We start from the raw sequence: 23,220 nt of genomic DNA on the forward strand, positions 1-23,220 counted from the left end.
GGAATGCCTTTCTCAGGAAATTCACAGGAAGGCACAAGAACGCTCTCAGAGGCACGGGACAGCGTGATCGGTATGACTGCGACGACCACCTCCCTTGCGTCCACGTCCACCAACCACCCCGCGGCCCTGGTGCGGCCCGACGGCGGGCCCTGCCGGGTGCTCGTCGTCGACGACGAGGCCTCGCTCTCCGAGCTGCTGTCCATGGCCCTGCGCTACGAGGGCTGCGAGGTCCGCAGCGCCGGTGACGGGGCGGGCGCGGTGCGGGCGGCCCGGGAGTTCCGGCCCGACGTGGTCGTCCTCGACATCATGCTTCCCGACATGGACGGGCTGGCCGTCCTCGGCCGGCTGCGCCGGGAGATCCCCCAGGTCCCCGTGCTGTTCCTGACGGCCAAGGACTCGCTGGAGGACCGGATCGCGGGCCTCACGGCAGGCGGTGACGACTACGTCACCAAGCCCTTCAGCCTGGAGGAGGTCGTGGCCCGGCTGCGCGGCCTCGTCCGGCGCTCCGGGGCGGCGCAGGCCGCGCGCGGCGGTTCGGTGCTGGCCGTCGGCGATCTGCGGCTGGACGAGGACAGCCACGAGGTGGTGCGCGGCACCCGGGAGATCCACCTGACCGCCACCGAGTTCGAGCTGCTGCGCTACCTGATGCGCAATCCCCGGCGCGTGCTGAGCAAGGCGCAGATCCTGGACCGGGTGTGGTCCTACGACTTCGGCGGTCAGGCCAATGTGGTCGAGCTCTACATCTCCTACCTGCGCAGGAAGCTGGAGAGCGGCCTCGGTATGCCGCCGATGATCCACACCCGACGCGGCGCCGGATACCTGATCAAGCCGGCGGAGCCGGCCGAGCCGGCCAAGACGGCCCGGTAGTGGTCCTGCGCAGGAAACGGCGGCCACGTGGCCGCCGGCCCTGGTCGCTGCGCACCCGGCTCGTCGTCTCGGCGGTGGCACTGATCGCCGTGGTGGGCGCGGCCATCGGGACCGTCACCACCTTCGCCCTGCGGTCGTACCTGGTCACCGAGCTCGACGACCAGCTGAAGGCCTCCGTGAGGATGGCCGTCCGGGCGCCCGGTGCGAAGCCGGCCCGGGAGAACAGCGCCGGCTTCGTCATGGCACCCGGCAGCCCGCTCGACGCCGCCGGGGTCCGGCTCGATCCCGCCGGGACCGTCCTCGGGACGGCTCGCAACGTCCGCGCCGAGGGATGGTCGGTCGACCAGCCGCCGCCGCTGACCGAGGCCCAGGGCAATGCCCTCGCCGAGGCCGCGCGGAAGTCCGCGCAGGGTACGCCCGGGCCGGTGGACGCGGAGCTCCCCGGTCTCGGCAGCTACCGGGTGCTGATCTCCCACGAGGGAAGCCTCGCGCTCGCCTTCCCGCTGGGCGACGTCGACTCCACCGTGCGCACCCTGGTCGGGGTGGAGCTGTGCGTCACCCTGGCCGGGCTGATCGCGGCCTCCCTTGCCGGGCAGGCCTTGGTCGGGGTCGCCCTGCGCCCGCTGCGCCGGGTGGCCGCCACCGCCACCCGGGTCTCCGAACTCCCGCTGCACAAGGGCGAGCCCGCCCTCCACGAGCGGGTCCCGGACGCCGAGGCCGACCCCCGCACCGAAGTGGGCCAGGTCGGCGCGGCCCTCAACCGGATGCTGGGCCATGTCTCCTCCGCCCTCACCGCCCGCCAGCAGAGCGAGATGCGGGTCCGGCAGTTCGTCGCCGACGCCAGTCACGAGCTACGCACCCCGCTGGCCTCCATCCGCGGTTACGCCGAACTGACCCGACGGGGCCGTGAGGAGCCCGGCCCCGACACCCGGCACGCCCTCGGCCGGATCGAGTCCGAGGCCACCCGGATGACCGGCCTGGTCGAGGACCTCCTGCTGCTGGCCCGGCTCGACGCGGGCCGCCCGCTGTCCACCGGCGACGCCGAGACCGACCTGGCCCCGCTCGTCGTCGACGCGGTCAGCGACGCCCGGGCCGCGGGCCCCGAGCACCACTGGCGCCTGAACCTGCCCGAGGAGCCGGCCCCCGTCCGGGCCGACCCGGCACGGATCCAGCAGGTGCTGGTGAACCTGCTCGCCAACGCCCGTACGCACACCCCTCCGGGCACCACCGTCACCGCGCGTGTTTCACGTGAAACATCCGCCGTCCGGCTGCGGATCGAGGACGACGGGCCCGGGATCGCTCCCGACCTGCTCCCCCGTGTCTTCGAGCGCTTCGCCCGTGGTGACGCCTCCCGCTCCCGTGCGGCCGGCTCCACCGGTCTCGGGCTGGCCATCGTCCAGGCCGTGGTCACGGCGCATGGCGGGCGGGTCGACGTACGGAGCGAGCCCGGACGGACCTGCTTCGAGGTCCTGCTGCCGCACGCGCGGCCGGACCGGCCGGACTCACAGGCAGGGCACAGGCTCAGCACACAGCGGTGACAGGGCGCCCCGGGAATGTCGGACCATGCGAACCGACACCTCTCCCGGGGCCCTTCCGGCAAGGGCGCCCCTCGCGCTCGTGGCCGGCGAGCCCGTCCTCGACGTGGTGATCCCCGTCTTCAACGAGGAGAAGGACCTCGGCCCGTGCGTCCGCAGACTGCACGAGCACCTCACCCGGACCTTCCCCTACCCCTTCCGGATCACGGTCGCCGACAACGCGAGTACCGACCGCACTCCCGAGGTCGCGCGCGGGCTCGCCTCCGTACTGGACGGCGTACGCAGCACCCGGCTGGAGGAGAAGGGCCGGGGCCGGGCCCTGCGTCAGGTGTGGTCCGCTTCCGACGCCCCCGTCCTCGCCTACATGGACGTGGACCTCTCCACCGACCTCAACGCCCTGCTGCCGCTGGTCGCACCGCTGATCTCCGGCCACTCCGACCTCGCCATCGGAACCCGGCTGGCCCGGTCCTCACGGGTGGTACGGGGCGCGAAGCGGGAGTTCATCTCGCGCGCCTACAACCTCCTGCTGCGGTCCTCCCTCGCCGCCAGGTTCAGCGACGCGCAGTGCGGCTTCAAGGCGATCCGGCGCGAGGTCGCCGAGCGGCTGCTGCCCCTGGTGGAGGACACGGGCTGGTTCTTCGACACCGAACTGCTCGTGCTCGCCGAACGCGCCGGGCTGCGGATCCACGAGGTGCCGGTGGACTGGGTCGACGACCCCGACTCCACCGTCCACATCGTCCGGACCGCCTCCGAGGACCTCAAGGGCGTCTGGCGCGTGGGCCGGGCACTGGCGGTCGGCGCGCTCCCACTGGACCGGCTCGCCCGCCCCTTCGGCGACGATCCGCGCGACCGCGCCGCACTGCCCGAAGTGGAAGGCGGACTCGCCCGGCAGCTGCTCGGCTTCTGCGCCGTCGGAGCGCTGTCCACCGTGCTCTACCTGCTCCTGTACTCCGCCTTCCGTGCCGGGACGGGCCCGCAGTTCGCCAACGGCGCCGCGCTGCTGCTCTCCGCGATCGCCAACACCGCCGCCAACCGCCGGCTCACCTTCGGGGTCCGCGGCCGGGACCGGGCCGTGCGCCACCAGGCCCAGGGCCTCGTGGTGTTCGGCATCGGGCTGGCCCTCACCAGCGGCTCCCTCGCCGCGCTCGGGGCAGCCACCGCCGAACCCGCGCACAGCACCGAACTGGCCGTGCTGATCACCGCCAACCTCGCCGCCACCGTGCTGCGCTTCCTGCTCTTCCGCGCCTGGGTCTTCCCCGAGCGGCGCGACACTCCCGTGAACGCGAAGGACGACATCCGATGACCACGGCAGCACCCTCGCTCTTCCCGGTCCCCGAGGCCCGCGCCCGTACCGGCCACCACGCGGTCGACCGCCCCCGCTGGGAACTCCCCTCCCTGGTCGGGCTGCTGATCGCCACCGCCGCCCTGCTCCTGTGGGACCTCGGCTCCTCCGGCTACGCCAACTCCTTCTACTCCGCCGCCGTACAGGCGGGCAGCGAGAGTTGGAAGGCCTTCTTCTTCGGCTCCTCCGACGCCGGGAACTCCATCACCGTCGACAAGCCCCCGGCGTCGCTGTGGCCGATGATGCTGTCCGTCCGGCTCTTCGGGCTCGGCGCCTGGCAGATCCTCGTACCGCAGGCCCTGATGGGCGTCGCGACCACCGGTGTCCTGTACGCGGCCGTGCGCCGCCAGTTCGGTCCCGGGGCCGGTCTGCTCAGCGGCGCCGCCTTCGCGCTGACGCCCGTCGCCGCGCTGATGTTCCGCTTCAACAACCCCGACGCGCTGCTGACCCTGCTGCTGACCGTCACCGTGTACTGCGTTCTGCGCGCCCTCGACGGCGCCCGCACCCGGTGGCTGGTCTGGGCCGGGGTGGCGGTCGGCCTCGCCTTCCTCACCAAGACCCTGCAGGCCTTCGTCATCCTGCCGCCGCTGGCCCTGCTCTACGCCGTCTGCGCGCCCACCCGGCTGCGCAAGCGGTTGGGCCAGCTGCTGCTGGCGGGGCTCGCGATGGTGGTGGCCGGCGGCTGGTGGGTCGCGATCGTCGAACTGTGGCCGGCCTCCTCCCGCCCGTACATCGGCGGCTCGCAGAACAACTCCTTCCTGGAACTGACCCTCGGCTACAACGGCCTGGGCCGGATCAACGGCAACGAGACGGGCAGCGTGGGCGGTGGCGGCCGGGGCGGCGCCGGCGGAGGCGGAGGCTGGGGGGAGACCGGCATCGACCGGCTCTTCTCGGGCAACATCGGCGGTCAGATCTCCTGGCTGCTGCCGGCGGCCCTGGTGCTGCTGGTGGCGGGCCTGGTGATCACCTGGCGGGCCCGCCGGGCCACCGACTCACTGGAGAGCATGGCTCGCGCGGCCTTCCTGGCCTGGGGCGGCTCGCTGCTGATCACCGCGGTCGTCTTCAGCTACATGCAGGGCATCTTCCACGAGTACTACACCGTGGCGCTGGCGCCGTTCGTGGCCGCGCTGATCGGCATGGGCGCCGCCCTGCTGTGGGAGGAGCGGGGAGGCAAGGCCGCCGCGATCACCCTGTCCGGGACGCTCGCCCTGACGGCGGTCTGGTCGTTCGTACTGCTCGGCCGCGCCACCGGCTATCTGCCGTGGCTGCGCTGGGCGGTGCTGGTGGGCGGGCTGCTCGCCGCGGTCGCGCTGCCGTTCGCGGCGCGGGCCGGGCGCCGGGCGCTGCAGGCCACGGCGGCGCTGGGCGTGGCGGCGGCACTGGCCGGGCCGTTCGCGTACTGCCTGACCACCGTGAGCACCGCGCACACCGGCTCCATCGTGACCGCCGGACCGGCGGTGGCGGCAGGCCGGGGCGGCCCCGGCGGCATGATGGGTGGATTCGGCGGACCCGGCGGGGCGGGCGGTCCCGGGGAAATGCCCCAGGGTGGCCCCGGCGGGCAGCAGAACGGTGGCCGGCCGGGCGCCGGTCAGCAGGGCGGCGTCCCGCCGCAGGGCGCGCCGACCCAGGGCCAGGGTGGCCGAGGTGCTCAGGGCGGCCAGGGCGGTCAGGGCGGGATGCCGCAGGGCATGGGCGCAATGCCGCAGGGCTTCGGCGGCCAGGGCGGACGCGGTGGCGAGCGGTTCGGTGGCGGCCAGGGCGGTCCGGGGGGCCTGCTGAACGGTGCCCGGGTGAGCGCCGAGGCCAAGACGGCCCTCACCACCGACGCCGACACGTACACCTGGGCAGCGGCAGCCATCGGCTCCCAGAACGCGGCGAGCTACCAGCTGGCCTCCGGTGCGCCCGTCATGCCGATCGGCGGCTTCAACGGAAGCGACCCCTCGCCGACCCTGGAGCAGTTCCAGCAGTACGTGCGGGACGGGAAGATCCACTGGTTCATCGGCCAGGGCACGAGCACCGACGCGGCCGGCGCCGGCGCCGCCGAGGGCGGCATGGGCGGTGGCCCCGGCGGTGGTCGTGGCGGCCCCGGCGGGGGAACGAGCTCGGCCATCGAGACCTGGATCGAGGCCACCTTCAAGGCCACCACGATCGGCGGAGCCACCTTCTACGACCTGACGGCTCCGACGAGCTGACCAGGTCTCACGGCACCGGGCAACGCTGCCCGATCAGGCCGGATCGGTGCTGCCCACCGATCCGGCCCACCGCTGTCTGATCCGCGCCGATCGACAGGCCACCGCCTAGTAGTGCTTTGTTAGCTGGTCTTGTCACGTCGGGTGTCTGGTAGTTCGCTGGTTGTATGAGGGCTGGGGAGCTTGCGGCGGCGCGGGTTCGGCTGGAGGAGTTCGCCTCTGAGGTGTTCGAGCCGTTGGTGCGGCGGGACCAGCGGTCGAAGGGCTCGTTGTATTTGCGGGGGTTGCTGCTGGACGGCCGCAGGAAGTCGATGCAGCCGATGGCAGAGCGGCTCGGGGTCGATCACCAGCAGTTGCAGCAGTTCATGACGTCTTCGACCTGGCCGGTCGATCAGGTCCGGTCCCGGCTGGCGTGGCGGGCGGTTGCCGCGGTAAGACCGCAGGTGTGGGTGGTGGACGACACCGGCTTCCCCAAAGACGGCCGCTCCTCGCCCGGAGTGGCCCGCCAGTACTCCGGCACCCTGGGCAAGGTCGGCAACTGCCAGATCGGCGTCAGCGTCCACGCCGCGTCCGACACCGCCTCGTGCCCGCTTTCCTGGCGCCTGTTCCTGCCCGCCACCTGGGACGGGCCCGAAGCCGAGGCCCGCAGGCGGGCCTGCCGGATCCCCGATACCGAACACCACCGGCCCAAGTGGCAGCTGGCACTGGACATGCTCGACGAACTCGCCGGCACCGGCCTGCGGCCCGCCGCCCTGGTCGCGGACGCCGGCTACGGCGCGAACGCCGACTTCCGCCACGGCCTGGAAGACCGCGGACTGGCCTACGTCCTGCAAGTGAAAGCCGAGATGACCGCTCACGGGCAGGACGCCGAACCGCACCAGCCCGAATACGGCGGCCTCGGGCCGCGTCCTCTGCCGCGCTACCGCACCCGCCCGGTCTCCTTACGCGAACACGTGATGGACGCCGGCCGGGACCGGGGCCGGACCCTGACCTGGCGCAAGGGTTCCAAGGGCGCGATGAGCTCGCACTTCGTGCTCCTGCGCGTCCGCCTCGCCGGCCGACGGCCCGAACCCGCAGCCGACGGAACGATCCCGCTGGTCTGGCTGATCGCCCAGTGGCCCGAAGGACACGACGCACCGGTCAAGTACTGGATCTCGAACCTGCCCGACGACATACCGGCGAAGGACCTGGTCCGGCTGGCGAAGTCACGCTGGCGGATCGAGCACGACTACCGCGAGCTGAAAACGGGGCTGGGCCTGGACCACTTCGAGGGCCGCTCGTTCACCGGCTGGCACCGCCACGTCACCCTCGTCACCGCCGCCCACCTCTTCCTCACCGAACAGCGGAGGACCCCAAAAGCCCCTGCCAGGGCCTGACCCTCTACCAGGCCCTGGACCTCCTCCAACACCTCATCGCCACCTGGACCGGCACCTGCCCAACCTGCCGACAACCCACCCCCTGGCAGCCCTACGACACCACCTAACAAAGCACTACTAGGGGGCGGAACAGGCATTCCCGGCTGATCCACCTGTCGTGAGGAGGATGCCTGCATGGTGACCGCGGCCGATCCCGGCGAGACCCGCACCAGTGTGTGGCCGGCCGCCAGGCCCGCCGCACCCGCCAGACGCCGCGGCGAGGCACCCTCAGGGTTGGACCGGGAGGGAGTGGCGACGCGGGTTGGCCGGGGCGGCTGAAGGCGCCGGCCCGCGGCTACCGGCGGGTGCCGGCGGACCACCCGTGGCTGGCTCCGCTCACCGCCGCCCACCCGAACATCGGCCCGGCTGCGGGGGGACGGTTCGGCGGGCGCCGGAGGGCGATTTCTGTCTCGCGCTCGACATCCTGATCGCGGGTATCGAGGCCAAGGCCCCGACCGACCGGCCGGAGCTGGCCCAGCCCCAGCCCCAGCCCCAGGGCCAGGCTTAGGCCTTGACGGCCGTTTCGGTGGCGGGGGCCGGCTCGTTCGACGCCGCCGGGGCGTGGGCCGCCGGCTTCGACTTCAGGGCGACCTCCTTGATGAACACCACCAGGACCAGTCCGAGCAGCGCGAACGGGGCGGCGTAGAGGAAGACGTCGCCGACGCCGTGCCCGTACGCGGACTCGATGACCTCGCGGAACGGCGCGGGCAGCTTGTCGAGGTCGGGGATCCCGCCTCCGGCGGTGCCGCCGTGGCCGAGGGCCGCGGCCTTCGGGCCGAGGGCGGCGAGGCCGTCCTGGACGTAGTGCGTGACCCGGTGGGCCATGACCGCGCCCAGCGCGGAGACGCCCATGGCGCCGCCGAGGGAGCGGAAGAAGGTGACGACCGAGCTGGCGGCGCCCAGGTCCTCCGGGGCCACCTGGTTCTGGGTGGCGAGGACCAGGTTCTGCATCATCATGCCGAGACCGAGGCCGGTCAGCGCCATGTAGATCGCGATCTGCCAGTACGGGGTGTCGTGACGCAGGGTGCCCAGCAGACCCAGGCCGGCCGTCAGCAGGACGCCGCCGGAGACGAGCCAGGCCTTCCACCGTCCGGTCTTGGTGATCACCTGACCGGAAACCGTGGAGGAGACGAAGAGGCCGGCGATCATCGGAATCGTGAGGATTCCGGACATCGTCGGGGACTCACCGCGGGCCAACTGGAAGAACTGGCTGAAAAACACGGTCCCCGAGAACATCGCGATGCCCACGAACAGGGAGGCCGCCGAGGCCAGGGAGATGGTCTTGTTGCGGAACAGCCGCAGCGGGATGATCGGGTCGCTCGCGCGGGACTCGACGAGGACGAACAGCAGGCCGAGCAGCAGCGCGCCGCCCGTCATCGCCCAGGTCTGCCAGGAGATCCACTCGTAGGAGTCGCCGGCCTGCGTGACCCAGATCAGCAGCAGCGAGACGGCGCCGCTGATCAGGAAGGCGCCGAGCCAGTCGACCTTGACGTCGCGGCGCACGACCGGGAGGTGCAGGGTGCGCTGGAGCACGATCAGCGCGATGATCGCGAACGGCACGCCGACGTAGAAGCACCAGCGCCAGCCCAGCCACTCGGTGTCGGTGATGACACCGCCCAGCAGCGGGCCGCCGACGGTGGCGACGGCGAAGACCGCGCCCAGGTAGCCGCTGTACCGGCCGCGCTCGCGCGGGGAGATCATCGCGGCCATCACGATCTGCGCCAGGGCGGAGAGGCCGCCGACGCCGATGCCCTGGACCACGCGGCAGGCGATCAGCGTGCCGGTGTTCTGGGACAGGCCCGCGACCACGGAGCCGAGGACGTAGATCACGAGGGATATCTGGACGAGCAGCTTCTTGCTGAAGAGGTCGGACAGCTTGCCCCACAGCGGGGTGGCGGCCGTCATCGACAGCAGGGCGGCGGTGACCACCCAGGTGTACGAGGACTGGGTGCCGCCGAGGTCGCTGATGATCTGGGGGAGGGCGTTGGAGACGATCGTGGACGACAGGATCGCCACGAACATGCCGAGCATCAGCCCGGACAGCGCCTTCATGATCTGCGGGTGGGTCATGGTCACGGATGCGGCCGCGGATGTGGCCGCGGACGTGGGCGGGTGGTCGGTCGTCGTCTCCGACTGGGCCATGTCTGTCCTTTGTCTAGAAGCTCGATCGGAGTCGGGCCAGCAGGGTGTTCAGTACGTCGATGTCCTGGGGGGACCAGTCGCGCAGCGATCTCTCCAGCGAGGCCGTGTAACGGGCGCCGAGCTCGGCGAGGAGCGCCCGCCCGGCCGGGGTGAGCCGCAGGATCCGGCAGCGCCCGTCGCCCGGGTCGGTCTCGCGCTCGATCCAGCCGCGTTCGGCGATGTGCGTGACGTGGCGGCTGGTCACGGAGATGTCGACCCCCATGAACTCGGTCAGCCGGCTCAGCCGCATCTCCCCGTGCCGGTCGAGCAGGGTCAGGACGGCGGCGGCGCCGGGCGGGCAGTCCGGGGGCAGGCTGCGGGCGAGCTCACGCTTGACCGCGCCGATTCCGGTGAGCTGGCGGGCCAGCTCCGCGTACGGAGCGGTGGGCGCCGGCTGCGCGGGCGGTGCCGGCTGTGCGGCCGGTGCCGGCGGTGCGCGGTGCGGGGTCGGAGCTGTCTGCGCGGTCGTCACCGGGTTCCCCCATCTTGTTGCTTGAGGCAACCATAGAAGCGCATGGTTGCTACAGGCAAATGAATCTGGGGGGTGGGGCGGTAAAGGAATCGGAAAACCGGCTAGGGTCCTGCTCCATGGCTGACAACCACAACTCACAGGTCCCCGAGGGCAACCACGACCCCGCGGGCAGCACGCAGATGTTCAAGGCCTTCGTCGAGGAGGCCGCGCCGGCCCGCCAGGCGGGTCCCGGGTCCCGTCAGCAGCGCCGCGCCGAGCAGCAGCGGTCGGGATCCTCGAACTCGACCGCGAAGATCGGGCTGATCATCGCCCTCGTGCTCGTCCTGGGCGCGGCCGCCTGGGTCGTCCTGCACTGACGCGACCGACGCGACCGACGCCACTGACGCCACGGACGCCGGCGACGCGACGGCTCGACCGGAGCCACCGACGACACGGACGCCGCCGACCCCCTCCGGGGCCGGCGCCCGCGGAGGTTCCGTCCCCGCTCAGCTCCAGGTCGCGGTGACCGTCCGGGTGTCCACGTGCATGCCCAGCGGCACCCGCCAGGACTCCACGCACACCGTGTAGGTCCGCGTCGTCGAAGCCCCGCCCGCCAGCGGCGTCGGCAGGGGCTGGTTCGTGGTGATCGTGGCCCAGTCGATGCCGAGGGCTCCGATGATGTGCGTCGCGAAGCTGACCGTGCCCGCACGGGCCGCGGTGGTTCCGGTGTTGGTGAAGGTCACGGTGACCCGCTCGCACCAGCGGTCGGCCGCGGCCGACCGGACCGGTGTGGACAGTGTCAGCCGGGCCGGTGTGGACGGCGGGGGCGGCGGTGTCGTGCCGGGTGTGCCGGGTGGGCCCGTCGGCGTGCCCGGGCCGCCCGGCGAGGTCCGGGTGGTGGGCGCCGACGGCGTGCCGGGAGTGCCGGAGGACGGTGGGGTTCGGCCCGGCCCCGGCGAGGTGCCGGGGGTGCCCGCGGAGCCGCCGGGGTCGGTGGTCGTGGCTCCGCCCGGGGCGGAGCCGCCAGTGGTCGCCGATCCCGCCGGACCGGTCGACGTATCGGAGGTCGTGTCGGACCGGGCGGATCCGGCCGTCGCGTCCTGGCCGCCGAGCTGTTCGAACTCCACCCGACCCCGCGGTGCCACGTTCTCCCCCGCACCCCGTTCGGGGCCCGGGGCCGCGGCGCCCACGGCGACATAGCCGTCCCGCGCCGGGCCGCCGCAGCCGGTGAGGCCCGCGGCGGCCGTGCAGCACAGGGCGAGCAGGGCGGTGGTGGCGGCGGTCCCTCGCGATCCCGTTCGCATCGCGCCAGTTTTCCTGACGGATAGTCAATTGGGAAGCGTGGGGCGCCGGATCACTCTCCGATGAGGCCTACGCGCAGCTGCGCGAGGGTGCGGGTCAGCAGCCGGGAGACGTGCATCTGGGAGATGCCGACCTCCTCGCCGATCTGCGACTGGGTCATGTTCGCGAAGAAGCGCAGCATGATGATCTGCCGTTCCCGGGGCGGGAGTTTGGCGAGCAGCGGCTTCAGGGACTCGCGGTACTCGACGCCCTCCAGCGCGGTGTCCTCGTAGCCGAGGCGATCCGCGAGGGAGCCCTCGCCTCCCTCGTCCTCGGGGGAGGGCGAGTCGAGCGAGGAGGCGGTGTAGGCGTTGCCCACGGCGAGGCCGTCGACGACGTCCTCCTCCGAGACCCCGAGCACGGCGGCGAGCTCCGGCACGGTCGGCGAGCGGTCCAGCTTCTGGGCGAGCTCGTCGCTGGCCTTGGTCAGCGCCAGGCGCAGTTCCTGGAGCCGGCGCGGGACGCGGACGGACCAGGAGGTGTCCCGAAAGAATCGTTTGATCTCGCCCACGACGGTCGGCATCGCGAACGTCGGGAACTCGACGCCGCGTTCGCAGTCGAAGCGGTCGATCGCCTTGATCAGGCCGATGGTTCCGACCTGGACGATGTCTTCCATCGGCTCGTTGCGGCTGCGGAATCGGGCGGCCGCGTAGCGCACCAGAGGCAGGTTCAGCTCGATCAGGGTGTCGCGTACGTACGCCCGTTCGGGGCTGTCCGCATCCAGGGCGGCGAGCCGCAGGAAGAGGGAGCGGGAGAGGGTGCGGGTGTCGATGGCTTCCGAGCGGTCGGACGCTACAGGTGCTGTGGGCGCAGGAGCGCTCTTGACGAGCGTGAGCACCTTGGAGCTGCCCTGGTCTACGGACATGCCACCCCCTTGAGGTCGCGGACGGTCGCGTACTGCGCGCCCGTCGGAGGAACGCAGCCTCCACCTGAATACCGGAGGCGGGGCTGCGGCAAACGCGGTTCACGCAGAATGTCACATGTCGGCAACGCGCTGTAGCGCCATGTCGACATATATCTCCAGCGACAGAGCAGGTCGGAGGGCGATCAGTCCGATCTGTCGGGAAACGTGTGAATGATCTCCACTCGTTCCGGTTACGCCTCGATCCTGTTTGCGGATCTCAGTCGGGCGAAGCTCCGGGCGAGGAGTCGGGAGACGTGCATCTGGGAGACGCCGAGCTCCACACTGATCTGCGACTGCGTCAGATTGTTGTAGTACCGCAGGAGCAGGATCCGTTGCTCGCGTTCGGGCAGTTGTACGAGGAGGTGGCGGACGAGGTCGCGGTGCTCGACCCCGGCCAGCTCCGGGTCCTCGTAGCCCAGGCGGTCCAGGAGTCCGGGCATGCCGTCGCCCTCCTGTGCGGCCTCCAAAGAGGTCGCGTGATAGCTGCGGCCGGCCTCGATGCAGGACAGCACCTCGTCCTCGGTGATGCGCAACCGCTCGGCGATCTCGGCGGTGGTCGGGGTGCGACCGTGGAGGGTCGTGAGGTCCTCGGTGGCGGCGTTGACCTGGACCCACAGCTCGTGGAGCCGGCGCGGCACGTGGACGGTGCGGACGTTGTCGCGGAAGTATCGTTTGATCTCGCCCACGACGGTCGGCATCGCGAAGGTCGGGAACTGCACGCCCCGGTCCGGGTCGAACCGGTCGATGGCGTTGATCAGGCCGATGGTTCCGACCTGGACCACGTCCTCCATCGGCTCGTTGCGGCTGCGGAAGCGGGCGGCCGCGTACCGGACGAGCGGGAGGTTGGCCTCGATGAGGGCCCCGCGCACCCGGCTGTGCTCGCTGGTACCCGGCTCCAGGCCCTTCAGCTGGCCGAACAGGACCTGGGTGAGGGCCCGGGTGTCCGCGCCCCTGCTCGGGGGTCTCGGCGCGACCGGGGGCTCCTCGGGCGGCTCCTGGCGGGGCTCCGGGCGGTGTTCCCGCGGGGGTTCCGGCTGGGGCGGCACCACCTGGGGGTCCTGCTGGGGTGGCACTTGAGGCGCAGTACTGGCCGGCACGGTCACGCCACCCCTTCAGTCAACTCTCATCCATCAAAAGCGGTCATAGCATCACAAGAGATGTGCACTGTGTGCAAGCACCGTATATCGCCGTGTTGGTGGCAAGTTGGGCATATCAGGGCAATACGCCCAGTAGTGGGTATGCAAAAAGCCCCCCACCCGTCGGAGTGGGGGGCCGGAAGTCCGGGAACCGCTTCAGCGTACGGGTCAGCGCACCAGTTCGGTCATGAACTCGCCGATGCCGGAGGCGGCATCCGATATCCCCTGGAAGCCTATTTCCACGATCTCGGCCGCTCTCTTCGGCTGGGTGATGATCACGAAGAGGGCGAACACGGTGAGGGCACCCGTGATGAGCTTCTTGGTGTCCACGTGCGGGCGGCCTCCCCAACCGGTCCGAGCAAGTCGGGTGAGTCTAACCGGTCAAGATTGGACACTCACCTGCCCTTTAAGGACCAATGACCCGGTACTCCGGGCCCTTTGCCGTGCGGGGGGCGGTTGCGGTGGTCGCAGGATGGGTGGAGCCCACCGGTTCTGGCAGGAAACCGGTGGGTGAGGGACAGGGCCTCGCTGCGGGGTCCGGGCCGCGGGCTTCCCCCTGAGCGCGACCCGGACCGGCAGGTCCGTCCTCGTCGGGGGAAGTGGCTTGTCCCCCGACGCCACTTCCCCCGTCCCACCCCTCGAAGGTCCCGACTCCGGTCGGGGCCTTCTTCGCGTCTCCCTCGCGACCGCGGGGGCCAGGTGGGGGCGTACGGGGCATTCGGGTGGGTCGGGGGCCTGCTCGGGGCGCGAGGGCGCGCTCAGGGCGTACGAGAGGCGCGCAGGAGGCGTACGGGGCCGGTTCGGGCGCCGCCGGGGCTACTCCAGGCCGCCGGCGAGGTCCGTGAGGGGCTGGACGGGCGCGATGACGGGGGCCAGCTGGTTCGGCAGTTCCATCAGGGCGTTGAGCTGGTTCGCGCCGGCGCTGAGCTGCGACCCGATCTCCTGGACGGACGTGGGCTGGGCCCCGGCCGGCATCCCCGGGGCGGCCGCCGGCAGGTCCGGGAGGGTGAGGGGGGAGACCGGGGCGGCCGAGGCGGCGGGTGCGGCGAGGCCCGCGGCGGCCCCCGCGAGGGCGAGGGCGGCGAGCATGCGCTGGGTCTTGGTCATGCCGTGACAACGGCCGAAGGGGCGGGCGGTCACGCGGGTGTCCTCCGGAGAGGCGATGGGAATACGCCGAGAGCCCCGACCCTTGCGGGGCGGGGCTCTCGATCGAAGCGGTAGTGGAGGGATTTGAACCCCCGATGGGTTGCCCCATACTCGCTTTCGAGGCGAGCTCCTTCGGCCACTCGGACACACTACCGAGATGGATCCTAGCCTAAGGAACCCCATCCTCTGAAATCGGTGGGTCAGGGGGCGTAGCGGCGGCCGTGAGCAGGGCTTTTCCGGGCGCTCGGCTTCGAGCCCCCGGCTCCGGACCCCGGGCCCCACTCCAGGACCCGACCCCAGGACCCGACCCCGGGCCCCGCTCCCCGAGCCCGACCGCCGGTCCGGCTCAGAGGTCGCGGAAGAAGTCCGTCAGCTGCCGCGCGCACTCGTCGGCGAGGACACCGCGGATCACCTCGGGACGGTGATTGAGCCTGCGGTCCCGTACGAGGTCCCACAGCGACCCGGCGGCGCCGGCCTTCTCGTCGTCCGCGCCGTAGACGACCCGGGCGACGCGCGACTGGACGAGCGCGCCCGCGCACATGACGCACGGTTCCAGGGTCACCACCAGGGTGCACCCCGGAAGGCGCCATTCCCCGAGCTCGGTGGCCGCCCGGCGCAGTGCCACCACCTCGGCGTGCGCGGTGGGGTCACCGGTCGCCTCGCGTTCGTTGTACCCGGTGGCGAGGATCCGCCCGTCCGGGCCCAGCACGACGGCGCCGACCGGCACATCGCCGGCCGGCACCGCCCGGGCGGCCTCCTGGAGCGCCAGGCGCATGGAGTCCCGCCACGGGTCCCGTACGGGATCGTCGGTGTGCGTAGGGACCACTAGCGGACGGCCTCCAGGACCTCGGTGGCGCCGAGGGACTCGGCGATCTCCGAGAGGGCGTCCCCGTCCAGGGTCATCAGTTGCTTGTTGGTGACCCCGAGATCGTCCAGCAGCATCGGGTCGCCGAGCGGACCGGCCGGTACCGGCTCCGTGCCGGTCCCGCCCACCTCGTCCTCATCGGAGCCCTCGTCCGTGAACGACGCGACGGCATCCTCCTCGCCGTCCTCGGTGCCGTCGAGGTCCAGGTCGTCGAGTTCGTCGTCCTCCTCGTCGCTGCCCAGCAGCTCTTTGGTCAGCATCGAGCCGTAGGAGCTGCGGGCGGCTGCGGAGGCGTTGGAAACGAAGTACCGCGGGTCCTCCTCGCCGTCCACGCGGACGACGCCGAACCAGGCGTCCTCCTGCTCGATGAGGGCGACCACCGTGTCGTCGTCGACAGCGGCGGACCGGGCGAGATCGATCAGATCACTGAGGGACTCGACATCGTCGAGTTCCATGTCGCTCGCTTCCCACCCGTCTTCGGTGCGCGCGAGCAGTGCGGCGAAATACACCGTGACTCTCCCACTGGTCTTAGGCGTGCCGGTTGGAGGTCCCCCCGGCCGGAGGTTGGGGCACAGCGGCCGTGCTGCTCGCCGTCCGTACCCCGCCCAATCGGCATCGTGGCAGAAACAGCGGCTTTGCGAGAGGTCTTCCGCGCTTGCGTCGTGCCGCGCCGTGCACCGGTGGGGGCCGCGTGGGGTTGCGGCGCGGGGGCGGCGGGGCCGTGGGGAGGGCTGTGGGGCGCGTGGTGCGGCCCGGACGTGTCGCGGCGTGCCGGGGTCCGGATGGCCGCGACACGTCAGGTCCGCACCACCCGCGTGCCGGGCCCGGGGTGTCCGCGCAGGACGGGAGGGCGGGTGGCCGGAAGAACGTTCCGGATCACCAGCGGAAGGTGCGCATGCGCATCTGCTGGCGCATACGGGCCGCTCGGGCGCGGCGGGGCTGGACACGATCGCGCAGCTCGCGCGCCTCCATCAGGTCGCGCAGGAACTGCGCGCGGCGTGCTCGACGCTGCGCCGCGGTCTCCGGCGCATCGTCCTTCGGCTGCCTGTCGGGCATCGGCCACCACCTGGCTGGTCGGTCGTCCCCCCTTGCACCCACCTTCCCCCGGACGGCGCGTTTGATGCCACCCCGCCGCAGGTCAGACGTGTCCGGACGGCCTGGGACGGTGTCAGGCGTCCTCGGACGTCCTCGGACGGCGTCAGGCGTCGTCCTTGAGGGTCGGGACCACGGCCACCGGTCCGTGCGCGTGGTGGAGCACGGCATGGGCCACCGAGCCGATCGCCAGTGACATGGCGGTGCGCCGCGGGTGGTGGCGGCCCACCACGACCAGTGCCGCCGCCCGGGAGGCGATGACGAGCCGGCCCGCCGGGTCCCCGGGCACCGCGGCCTGCTCGACCGGGACGTCCGGAAAGCGCTCCCGCAGCGGAGCCAGCCGCTCCGTCTGGGAGCGCAGCATCTCCCGTTCGGCCGGTACCCCGTCCCCCTCGTCGGCCAGCCCCTCCGGCGGGATCACCGCGAAGGGGCTGTCCATGACCAGGGTCGGCGAGGGCGGGATGGCGTACGCGGAGACCACCTGGACGGTGGTCCCCCGCACGGCGGCCTCGGTGAACGCGTAGGTCAGTACGTCGTCGGGCGTCTCGGCGGCGTGCAGCCCGAGCACCACCCGCCCGGCGGACTGCTCGGCGTCCGCGTCGGGGTGGGCGCCGCGCTCCGCGTGCGGGACCACGACCACCGGGCAGGCGGCCGTACTGGCCACGGCCCGACTGTTCGAGCCGAGCAGCAGGCTGGCGAAGCCGCCGCGGCCCCGGGAGCCCATCACCAGCATCCGGGCCTGCGAGCCGATCACCCGGAGCGCCTCGGCCACGGAGCCCTCCAGGGCCTCGTACGTGACCCCGTCGGGCAGCGTGGAGTCGTCGCCGCCGAGCAGGGACCGGACCCAGTCGCGTACGGGGTCGGCGAATTCCTGCGGCTCGGAGGCGTCGTGGAGCGAGGCCCGGCGCCCGGCGTACAACTGGGCGTGGTCGGGCAGTACATGGGCGACCAGCAGCCCGGTGTCGTGCCGGACGGCCTCCTTCCGTGCCCACTCCAGGGCTCTGAGGCTGTGTTCCGAACCGTCGACGGCCGCGATCACCGGTGTGTTGCTCATCGCTCCAGCCTGCTGGGCGTCCGCGCGGGTCGCATCCGCAAGGAAGCGGCGGGCGTGGCCGCCCTTCGGACGCGAAGGAGCCGCGTCAGCGCGTAGCCTTTTGGGTGCAGGTCGCGTCGTGCGACCGTTTTTGCAGGTCGCAGGCTGAGTTTTGGAGGATGTTGTGCGTTTGCAGGTCGTCGATCACCCCTTGGTGGCGCACAAACTCACCACCCTGCGCGACAAGCGCACCGACTCCGCCACCTTCCGGCGGCTCGCCGACGAGCTCGTGACCCTGCTCGCCTACGAGGCCACCCGGGACGTGCGCACGGAGCAGGCCGACATCGAGACCCCGGTCGCCTCGACCACCGGAGTGAAGCTCTCGGCCCCCCGGCCGCTGATCGTCCCGATCCTGCGGGCCGGTCTCGGCATGCTCGACGGGATGGTGCGGCTGCTGCCGACCGCCGAGGTGGGCTTCATGGGCATGGTCCGCAACGAGGAGACCCTGGAGGCCTCCACGTACGCGACGCGCATGCCGGAGGACCTCTCGGGCCGCCAGGTCTACGTCGTCGACCCGATGCTCGCCACCGGCGGCACGCTGGTCGCGGCGATCCAGGAACTGATCAAGCGCGGCGCCGACGACGTCACGGCCGTGGTGCTGCTGGCCGCGCCCGAGGGCGTCGAGATCATGGAGCGCGAGCTGGCGGGCACGCCGGTGACCGTGGTGACGGCCGCGGTGGACGAGCGGCTCAACGAGCACGGCTACATCGTTCCGGGCCTCGGTGACGCGGGCGACCGCATGTACGGCTCGGCGGAGTAGGACCGAGGGGGTCCGGCACGCCGTACGGCGTGCCGGCGCGTCAGCAGTTCTTGGGCGCGGGCGCGGGGTTGGCCAGCAGGGCCAGCGCCTTGTCCGCGTCCTCCTTCGTGCTCAGCTCCTTGAAGGCGTCGCCCAGGATCAGGTCGACGTCCGCGGTCTCGCGGGTGTCGGTCTGCTGGGTGGTGCCGGCGAGCTGTGTGCCGAGTACGGAGAAGACGGCCTTGTCGGTCGTGGGGGAGCCCAGCAGTATCCCCGTGCCGGGGACCTTCTTGTCGAAGGTGGCCGGGGCGTTGCCCACGTTGCCGATCACGAAGCCGCGTTTGGCCAACTCGTCACCGACGGCCTTGGCCAGACCCGCGCGCGGGGTCGCGTTGTAGACGTTGACCGTGATCTCCCCCGGCGGGGGGAGCACGACGGCGGGTTTCGCGGCGGCCGGGGCGGTGGAGGCGGCGCCTGGGCCGCTCTTGGCGGCGGTGCCGGGAGGCGTCGTGGGGCAGTCCTTGGCGCCCGCAGCCGTGTTCCGCTTCGGGCTGTCGCCCTGGAACACGTCGATGAGCTGCAGGGCCCCGTAGCCGACCAGGGCCAGCGCAAGGATCGAGCCGAGCACGGCGAGGACGATCCGGGTACGGCTCCGCTTACGACTCATACGGGGGTAGGCGGCTCCCGTGACGCGGTACTTTCCGCCCATGCCGGGGGGAGTGAGCATGCTCATGGGCGCAGCGTAGTGCGACCCGGTGTCGATGCCTACTAAATGATCTGCTGATAGGTCAATGGTGACCCGAAAGGCGCAATCCAGACGAACCCGTCAGTCCATTTCGAGGACCCGCGCGTGCAGCACCTGGCGCTGCTGCAGGGCCGCGCGCACGGCGCGGTGCAGTCCGTCCTCCAGGTAGAGGTCGCCCCGCCACTTCACGACGTGGGCGAACAGGTCGCCGTAGAAGGTGGAGTCCTCGGCGAGCAGCGTTTCGAGGTCGAGCTGGCCCTTGGTCGTCACGAGCTGGTCCAGCCGGACCGGGCGCGGCGCGACGTCCGCCCACTGCCGGGTGGTTTCCCTGCCGTGGTCGGGATAGGGCTTTCCGCTTCCGATGCGCTTGAAGATCACACGGAAAGCCTACCGGGCCGGTGCGTGCGGGCGCAGCCTCGTGGCGGTGGTGCAAAAGTGGCGAACAGCGCTATTTGGGGAGTGAAGTATGAGCGAGAGCACCGACCCCCGCACCGACCCCGCCCTTCCCGCGGACGGGACGGGCCCGGCGGGACCGGCCGCGGAGATCGCCGCCGGGTACGCCTTCACCGGACCCGCGCTCGACCTCGGGGCCCTCCTCTGGGACGGCGTCTGCCTGCCCGACCGTCAGATCCGCATCCCCCTGGCGATGCTCAACCGCCACGGACTGGTCGCGGGGGCCACCGGAACGGGCAAGACCAAGACGCTCCAGCTCATCGCCGAACAGCTGTCCGCGGGCGGCGTCCCGGTCTTCCTCGCGGACATCAAGGGCGACCTCTCCGGGATCTCCGCGCCCGGGACGCCGGGCGACAGGGTCGACGAACGGGCCCGCGACGTGGCCCAGACGTGGGAGCCCACCGGATACCCCTGCGCGTTCTACTCGCTCGGCGGGATCGGACCCGGCATCCCGCTCCGCTCCACGGTCACCAGCTTCGGCCCGGTCCTGATGTCGAAGGTGCTCCAGCTCAACCAGACGCAGGAGCAGTCCCTCGGCCTGATCTTCCACTACGCCGACACCAAGGGCCTGGAGCTCGTCGACCTCAAGGACCTGCGCGCGGTCGTCGCCTTCCTCGTCTCCGACCAGGGCAAACCCGAACTCAAGGGGATCGGCGGGCTGTCCACCGTGACGGCCGGGGTGATCCTGCGGGCGCTCACCGCCTTCGAGCAGCAGGGCGCCTCGGAGTTCTTCGGCGAGCCCGAGTTCGACACGAGCGAGTTCCTGCGGACGGCCGCCGACGGGCGCGGACTGGTCTCCGTACTGGAACTCCCGGCCGTCCAGGACAAGCCGAAGCTCTTCTCCACCTTCCTGATGTGGCTGCTGGCCGACCTCTACAACGACCTCCCGGAGGTCGGCGATCTGGACAAGCCCAAGCTCGTCTTCTTCTTCGACGAGGCGCACCTGCTCTTCAACGGGGCCTCGAAGGCCTTCCTCGCGGCCATCACCCAGACGGTCCGGCTCATCCGCTCCAAGGGCGTCGGCGTCTTCTTCGTGACGCAGACCCCCAAGGACGTGCCGGCGGACGTCCTCGCCCAGCTCGGCAACCGGGTGCAGCACGCGCTGCGCGCCTTCACCCCCGACGACGCCAAGGCGTTGAAGGCGACCGTGAAGACCTTCCCCCACTCCGCGTACGACCTGGAGGAGTTGCTCACCGGGCTGGGCACCGGCGAGGCGGTCGTCACCGTGCTCAGCGAGAAGGGCGCCCCCACCCCGGTCGCGGCGACCCGGCTGCGCGCCCCGCAGTCACTGATGGGGCCGATCGCGGCGGCGGACCTGGAGCAGGCCGTGAAGGCCTCCCCGCTCTGGTCGCGCTACGCGGAGCCGATCGACCGTGAGTCGGCGTACGAGAAGATCACCGCCGAACAGGCCGCCGCCGAGGCGCGGGCGGAGGAGGCCGCGGCCGCCGCCGAGGCCGAGAAGGAGGCCGAGGCGGCACGGAAGGAGGCCGCGCGGGCCGCGCGCAACGCCCCGAAGCCGGATCCCTCGCTGGCCGAGCAGGTGGTGGGGAGCGGGCTGTTCCGCTCGCTGGCCCGGTCGATCGGGACCCAGTTGGGAAGGGAGATCTCCCGCTCCGTCTTCGGTACGGCGCGCAAGCGGCGGTGACGCGGTGACAGACTCTGGCCCATGCGGACCGAACTCACCGACACCACGTCCAGCAAGGTCAACCGGGCCCTGCTCGAAGCCCGCCGGGCGATAGGCAGCCCGACCATGGGGCTGGTGCTGACCCTTGTCCTGGCCACCGACGAGGAGAACGCCTACGACGCCGTACGCGCGGCCTCCGAGGCCTCGCGGGAACACCCCTGCCGCATCATCGCGGTGATCCGGCGGACCTCCCGCGGCCCGCACAAGCTCCGCGCGAACCGCGTCGACGCCGAACTGCGGGTCGGCTCGGACGCCGGGACCGGCGAGATCGTGCTGCTGCGCCTGCACGGGGCGCTGACCGAGCACGCCGGCTCGGTCGTCCTGCCGCTGCTCCTGCCGGACGCGCCCGTGGTGGCCTGGTGGCCGGGCGACGCGCCCGCCGAGCCGGCGCGGGACCCGCTGGGCGAGCTGGCGCAGCGCCGGATCACGGACGCGGCCGCCGCCTTCGACCCGGTCGGCGTGCTCGACGAGCGGGCCGACGGCTACCGGCCCGGCGACACGGACCTGGCCTGGACCCGACTCACGCCGTGGCGCTCGCTGCTGGCCGCGGCCCTGGACCAGAAGCCGCTGCCGGTGACCGGCGCGGCGGTGGAGAGCGAGCCGGACAACGCGAGCGCGGAGCTGCTGGCGCGCTGGCTGGAGGACCGGCTGGGGGTGCCGGTGGACCGGGTGGCGAGCGAGGGCCCGGTGATCACCGGGGTCAGCCTGCGGACCACGGGCGGGGAGATCCGGGTGGACCGCCCCGCGGGCGTGCTGGCCACCTTGAGCCTGCCGGGGAGCCCCGACCGCAAGGTGGCCCTGAAGATCCGCAGCGGCGCGGAACTGATCGCGGAGGAACTGCGCCGCCTCGACGCGGACGTGGTCTACGGCTCCGCGCTGCGGCGCCGGCCGCTCCAGACGGGGCTCTCCGCGTAGTGGTTGTCGTAGGTCGCCGAGCTGTCCTTGATGTCCTGCACGGTGGCCTCGCCCGCGTTGACCCGGCCGAGGAGCCGGTAGTAGTCGAAGCGGCCCATGCCGGGGGTGAAGCCGACGAAGACGGCGGCGGTGTGGCCGGCCGCCGGGGCGAAGGCGTGCTTGACGCCCGGCGGGACGGCGATGAAGTCGCCGGCGCCCAGGGTGTGGATCTCGTCGTCGACGAGGATGTCGAGCTTGCCCGCGGTCACGTGGAAGAACTCGGTGGCCTTGGTGTGGAAGTGGACGGGGGCGCCCGCCGCGCCCTCGTCGAAGGTGGCGGTGTTGCAGGTGAGCTCGGCGGTGTCGGTGAGCAGGGTGATGAGGCTGCCGGGGCCGTCGTAGACGGCTTCGGCGGTGGCGGCGCGGGTCGCGATCTCTGTCATGTCCACCAATCTACGATCTTGAGCGACCGGAATCAGGGGTCAATCGAAGGCCGGTCCGGCCGGTCAATTCCTGGCCGACCTGCCGCCCGACCATGCGATCAGGAGCCGCCCGCGGCCTTGGCGGCCTTCGCGGCGGCCTTCATCTCCTGCTTGTGCGCCCGCACCTTGGCCAGCGACTCCGGGCCCGTGATGTCGGCCGCCGAACGGTAGACGTTCGCCGGGCCGTACCCGCCCGCCGCCTCCCGCCAGCCCGTCGGACGCACGCCGAACCGCTTGCCCAGCAGGGCGAGGAAGATCTGCGCCTTCTGCTCCCCGAAGCCCGGCAGCGCCTTGAGCCGCTTCAGCAGCTCCTGGCCCGTCGTGGCGTCGGCCCAGACCGCCTCCGCGCTCCCGTCGTAGTGCTCCACGAGGTACGCGCACAACTGCTGGACGCGTGTCGCCATCGACCCCGGATACCGGTGCACGGCGGGCTTCTCGGAGAGCAGCGCGGCGAAGGCCTCCGGGTCGTACGCGGCGATGGCGTGCGCGTCGAGATCGTCGGAGCCGAGCCGCTGGGCGATCGTCCAGGGCCCCGAGAACGCCCACTCCATCGGTACCTGCTGGTCCAGCAGCATTCCGACGAGTGCGGCGAGCGGGCTCCGGCCGAGCAGCGCGTCGGCCTCCGGCTGCTGGGCCAGCCGGATGGTGATGTCCTTGTCCATGGCT

24 protein-coding genes and 1 tRNA gene are annotated in these 23,220 nt (G+C 71.9%); 9 read left to right on the forward strand and 16 right to left on the reverse strand.

What is annotated here, in order from left to right:
* The first annotated feature begins 72 nt into the window (after nt 1-72).
* The 5 genes from ACWG52_RS19655 (at nt 73) to ACWG52_RS19675 (ending at nt 7,309) form a co-directional block, all read left to right on the forward strand.
* A complete protein-coding gene (locus tag ACWG52_RS19655; RefSeq protein ID WP_389804598.1) occupies nt 73-867 on the forward strand; it encodes a response regulator transcription factor in 795 nt (264 codons plus the stop codon).
* The gene (locus ACWG52_RS19660; protein ID WP_389804600.1) at nt 867-2,405 is read left to right on the forward strand and encodes a sensor histidine kinase; all 1,539 of its coding nucleotides are present in this window, start codon (nt 867-869) and stop codon (nt 2,403-2,405) included. Before ACWG52_RS19655 ends, ACWG52_RS19660 begins: the two co-directional genes overlap by 1 nt.
* A gap of 25 nt (nt 2,406-2,430) precedes the next feature.
* Complete coding sequence (locus ACWG52_RS19665; protein WP_389804603.1) at nt 2,431-3,705, forward strand: glycosyltransferase; 1,275 nt, start codon at nt 2,431-2,433, stop codon at nt 3,703-3,705.
* Complete coding sequence (locus ACWG52_RS19670) at nt 3,702-5,936, forward strand: ArnT family glycosyltransferase (RefSeq protein WP_389804606.1); 2,235 nt, start codon at nt 3,702-3,704, stop codon at nt 5,934-5,936. Before ACWG52_RS19665 ends, ACWG52_RS19670 begins: the two co-directional genes overlap by 4 nt.
* Before the next feature lie 164 nt (nt 5,937-6,100).
* Entirely contained in the window at nt 6,101-7,309 is a 1,209-nt protein-coding gene (locus tag ACWG52_RS19675; RefSeq protein ID WP_389808411.1) for an IS701 family transposase, read from the forward strand.
* Between the two features lie 543 nt (nt 7,310-7,852).
* On the opposite strand, the gene ACWG52_RS19680 is transcribed toward ACWG52_RS19675, so the two are convergent.
* Together ACWG52_RS19680 and ACWG52_RS19685 are read right to left on the reverse strand one after the other, a co-directional pair.
* Nucleotides 7,853-9,418: an MDR family MFS transporter gene (locus tag ACWG52_RS19680; protein WP_389804945.1), complete on the reverse strand. Its 1,566-nt coding sequence runs from the start codon at nt 9,416-9,418 to the stop codon at nt 7,853-7,855.
* Nucleotides 9,419-9,503: 85 nt separating this feature from the next.
* Nucleotides 9,504-9,896, reverse strand: a complete 393-nt coding sequence (locus ACWG52_RS19685) for a MarR family winged helix-turn-helix transcriptional regulator (RefSeq protein WP_389804948.1) — start codon at nt 9,894-9,896, stop codon at nt 9,504-9,506.
* Nucleotides 9,897-10,117: 221 nt separating this feature from the next.
* On the opposite strand from ACWG52_RS19685, the gene ACWG52_RS19690 reads away from it, so the two are divergent.
* On the forward strand, nt 10,118-10,357 hold the full coding sequence (locus tag ACWG52_RS19690; protein WP_389804609.1) for a hypothetical protein: 240 nt from the start codon (nt 10,118-10,120) through the stop codon (nt 10,355-10,357).
* 129 nt (nt 10,358-10,486) lie between these two features.
* Here the strand turns inward: ACWG52_RS19690 and ACWG52_RS19695 are convergent, their stop codons facing one another.
* The 10 genes from ACWG52_RS19695 to ACWG52_RS19740 all read right to left on the reverse strand — a co-directional run bounded on the left by ACWG52_RS19695 (nt 10,487) and on the right by ACWG52_RS19740 (nt 17,518).
* Complete coding sequence (locus tag ACWG52_RS19695; RefSeq protein WP_389804612.1) at nt 10,487-11,284, reverse strand: hypothetical protein; 798 nt, start codon at nt 11,282-11,284, stop codon at nt 10,487-10,489.
* 50 nt (nt 11,285-11,334) lie between these two features.
* The gene (locus ACWG52_RS19700) at nt 11,335-12,186 is read right to left on the reverse strand and encodes an RNA polymerase sigma factor SigF (protein ID WP_033223368.1); all 852 of its coding nucleotides are present in this window, start codon (nt 12,184-12,186) and stop codon (nt 11,335-11,337) included.
* Nucleotides 12,187-12,416: 230 nt separating this feature from the next.
* Complete coding sequence (locus ACWG52_RS19705; RefSeq protein ID WP_389804951.1) at nt 12,417-13,274, reverse strand: RNA polymerase sigma factor SigF; 858 nt, start codon at nt 13,272-13,274, stop codon at nt 12,417-12,419.
* A 255-nt stretch (nt 13,275-13,529) separates the two neighbouring features.
* Nucleotides 13,530-13,691: a hypothetical protein gene (locus ACWG52_RS19710; protein ID WP_167745563.1), complete on the reverse strand. Its 162-nt coding sequence runs from the start codon at nt 13,689-13,691 to the stop codon at nt 13,530-13,532.
* Between the two features lie 486 nt (nt 13,692-14,177).
* Nucleotides 14,178-14,501 (reverse strand): hypothetical protein, encoded by a 324-nt coding sequence (locus ACWG52_RS19715; RefSeq protein ID WP_030726202.1) that lies wholly within the window; start codon nt 14,499-14,501, stop codon nt 14,178-14,180.
* A gap of 75 nt (nt 14,502-14,576) precedes the next feature.
* Nucleotides 14,577-14,661 (reverse strand) — tRNA-Ser (locus ACWG52_RS19720).
* Between the two features lie 192 nt (nt 14,662-14,853).
* Complete coding sequence (gene tadA, locus ACWG52_RS19725) at nt 14,854-15,282, reverse strand: tRNA adenosine(34) deaminase TadA (RefSeq protein ID WP_033223457.1); 429 nt, start codon at nt 15,280-15,282, stop codon at nt 14,854-14,856.
* 50 nt (nt 15,283-15,332) lie between these two features.
* Nucleotides 15,333-15,881, reverse strand: a complete 549-nt coding sequence (locus tag ACWG52_RS19730) for a tRNA adenosine deaminase-associated protein (RefSeq protein ID WP_389804616.1) — start codon at nt 15,879-15,881, stop codon at nt 15,333-15,335.
* A 367-nt stretch (nt 15,882-16,248) separates the two neighbouring features.
* On the reverse strand, nt 16,249-16,428 hold the full coding sequence (locus ACWG52_RS19735; protein WP_266352444.1) for a hypothetical protein: 180 nt from the start codon (nt 16,426-16,428) through the stop codon (nt 16,249-16,251).
* 142 nt (nt 16,429-16,570) lie between these two features.
* Nucleotides 16,571-17,518, reverse strand: a complete 948-nt coding sequence (locus tag ACWG52_RS19740) for a universal stress protein (protein ID WP_389804619.1) — start codon at nt 17,516-17,518, stop codon at nt 16,571-16,573.
* Between the two features lie 163 nt (nt 17,519-17,681).
* Between ACWG52_RS19740 and upp the strand changes: the two genes are divergently transcribed.
* On the forward strand, nt 17,682-18,317 hold the full coding sequence (gene upp / locus ACWG52_RS19745) for a uracil phosphoribosyltransferase (RefSeq protein ID WP_390168547.1): 636 nt from the start codon (nt 17,682-17,684) through the stop codon (nt 18,315-18,317).
* Between the two features lie 40 nt (nt 18,318-18,357).
* Here upp and ACWG52_RS19750 read toward each other — a convergent pair whose 3' ends face one another.
* The gene (locus tag ACWG52_RS19750) at nt 18,358-19,029 is read right to left on the reverse strand and encodes a LytR C-terminal domain-containing protein (protein WP_033223377.1); all 672 of its coding nucleotides are present in this window, start codon (nt 19,027-19,029) and stop codon (nt 18,358-18,360) included.
* A 93-nt stretch (nt 19,030-19,122) separates the two neighbouring features.
* Nucleotides 19,123-19,419, reverse strand: coding sequence for a type II toxin-antitoxin system VapB family antitoxin (locus ACWG52_RS19755; protein ID WP_030726217.1), 297 nt, complete (start codon nt 19,417-19,419; stop codon nt 19,123-19,125).
* Nucleotides 19,420-19,507: 88 nt separating this feature from the next.
* Here ACWG52_RS19755 and ACWG52_RS19760 point away from each other — a divergent pair, with 88 nt between their 5' ends.
* Both ACWG52_RS19760 and opcA read left to right on the forward strand, forming a co-directional pair.
* Entirely contained in the window at nt 19,508-21,139 is a 1,632-nt protein-coding gene (locus tag ACWG52_RS19760; protein WP_453125475.1) for a helicase HerA-like domain-containing protein, read from the forward strand.
* Nucleotides 21,140-21,160: 21 nt separating this feature from the next.
* Complete coding sequence (opcA, locus tag ACWG52_RS19765; RefSeq protein ID WP_390141011.1) at nt 21,161-22,093, forward strand: glucose-6-phosphate dehydrogenase assembly protein OpcA; 933 nt, start codon at nt 21,161-21,163, stop codon at nt 22,091-22,093.
* On the opposite strand, the gene ACWG52_RS19770 is transcribed toward opcA, so the two are convergent.
* Both ACWG52_RS19770 and ACWG52_RS19775 read right to left on the reverse strand, forming a co-directional pair.
* On the reverse strand, nt 22,042-22,515 hold the full coding sequence (locus tag ACWG52_RS19770) for a cupin domain-containing protein (protein ID WP_389804630.1): 474 nt from the start codon (nt 22,513-22,515) through the stop codon (nt 22,042-22,044). The genes opcA and ACWG52_RS19770 overlap by 52 nt on opposite strands.
* A 98-nt stretch (nt 22,516-22,613) precedes the next feature.
* Nucleotides 22,614-23,216 carry an HhH-GPD-type base excision DNA repair protein gene (locus tag ACWG52_RS19775; RefSeq protein ID WP_389804632.1) on the reverse strand — a complete coding sequence of 201 codons (603 nt, stop codon included), beginning with the start codon at nt 23,214-23,216 and terminating at the stop codon, nt 22,614-22,616.
* Between the last annotated feature and the right edge of the window lie 4 nt (nt 23,217-23,220).

The organism is Streptomyces sp. CLCI03 (assembly GCF_053615355.1).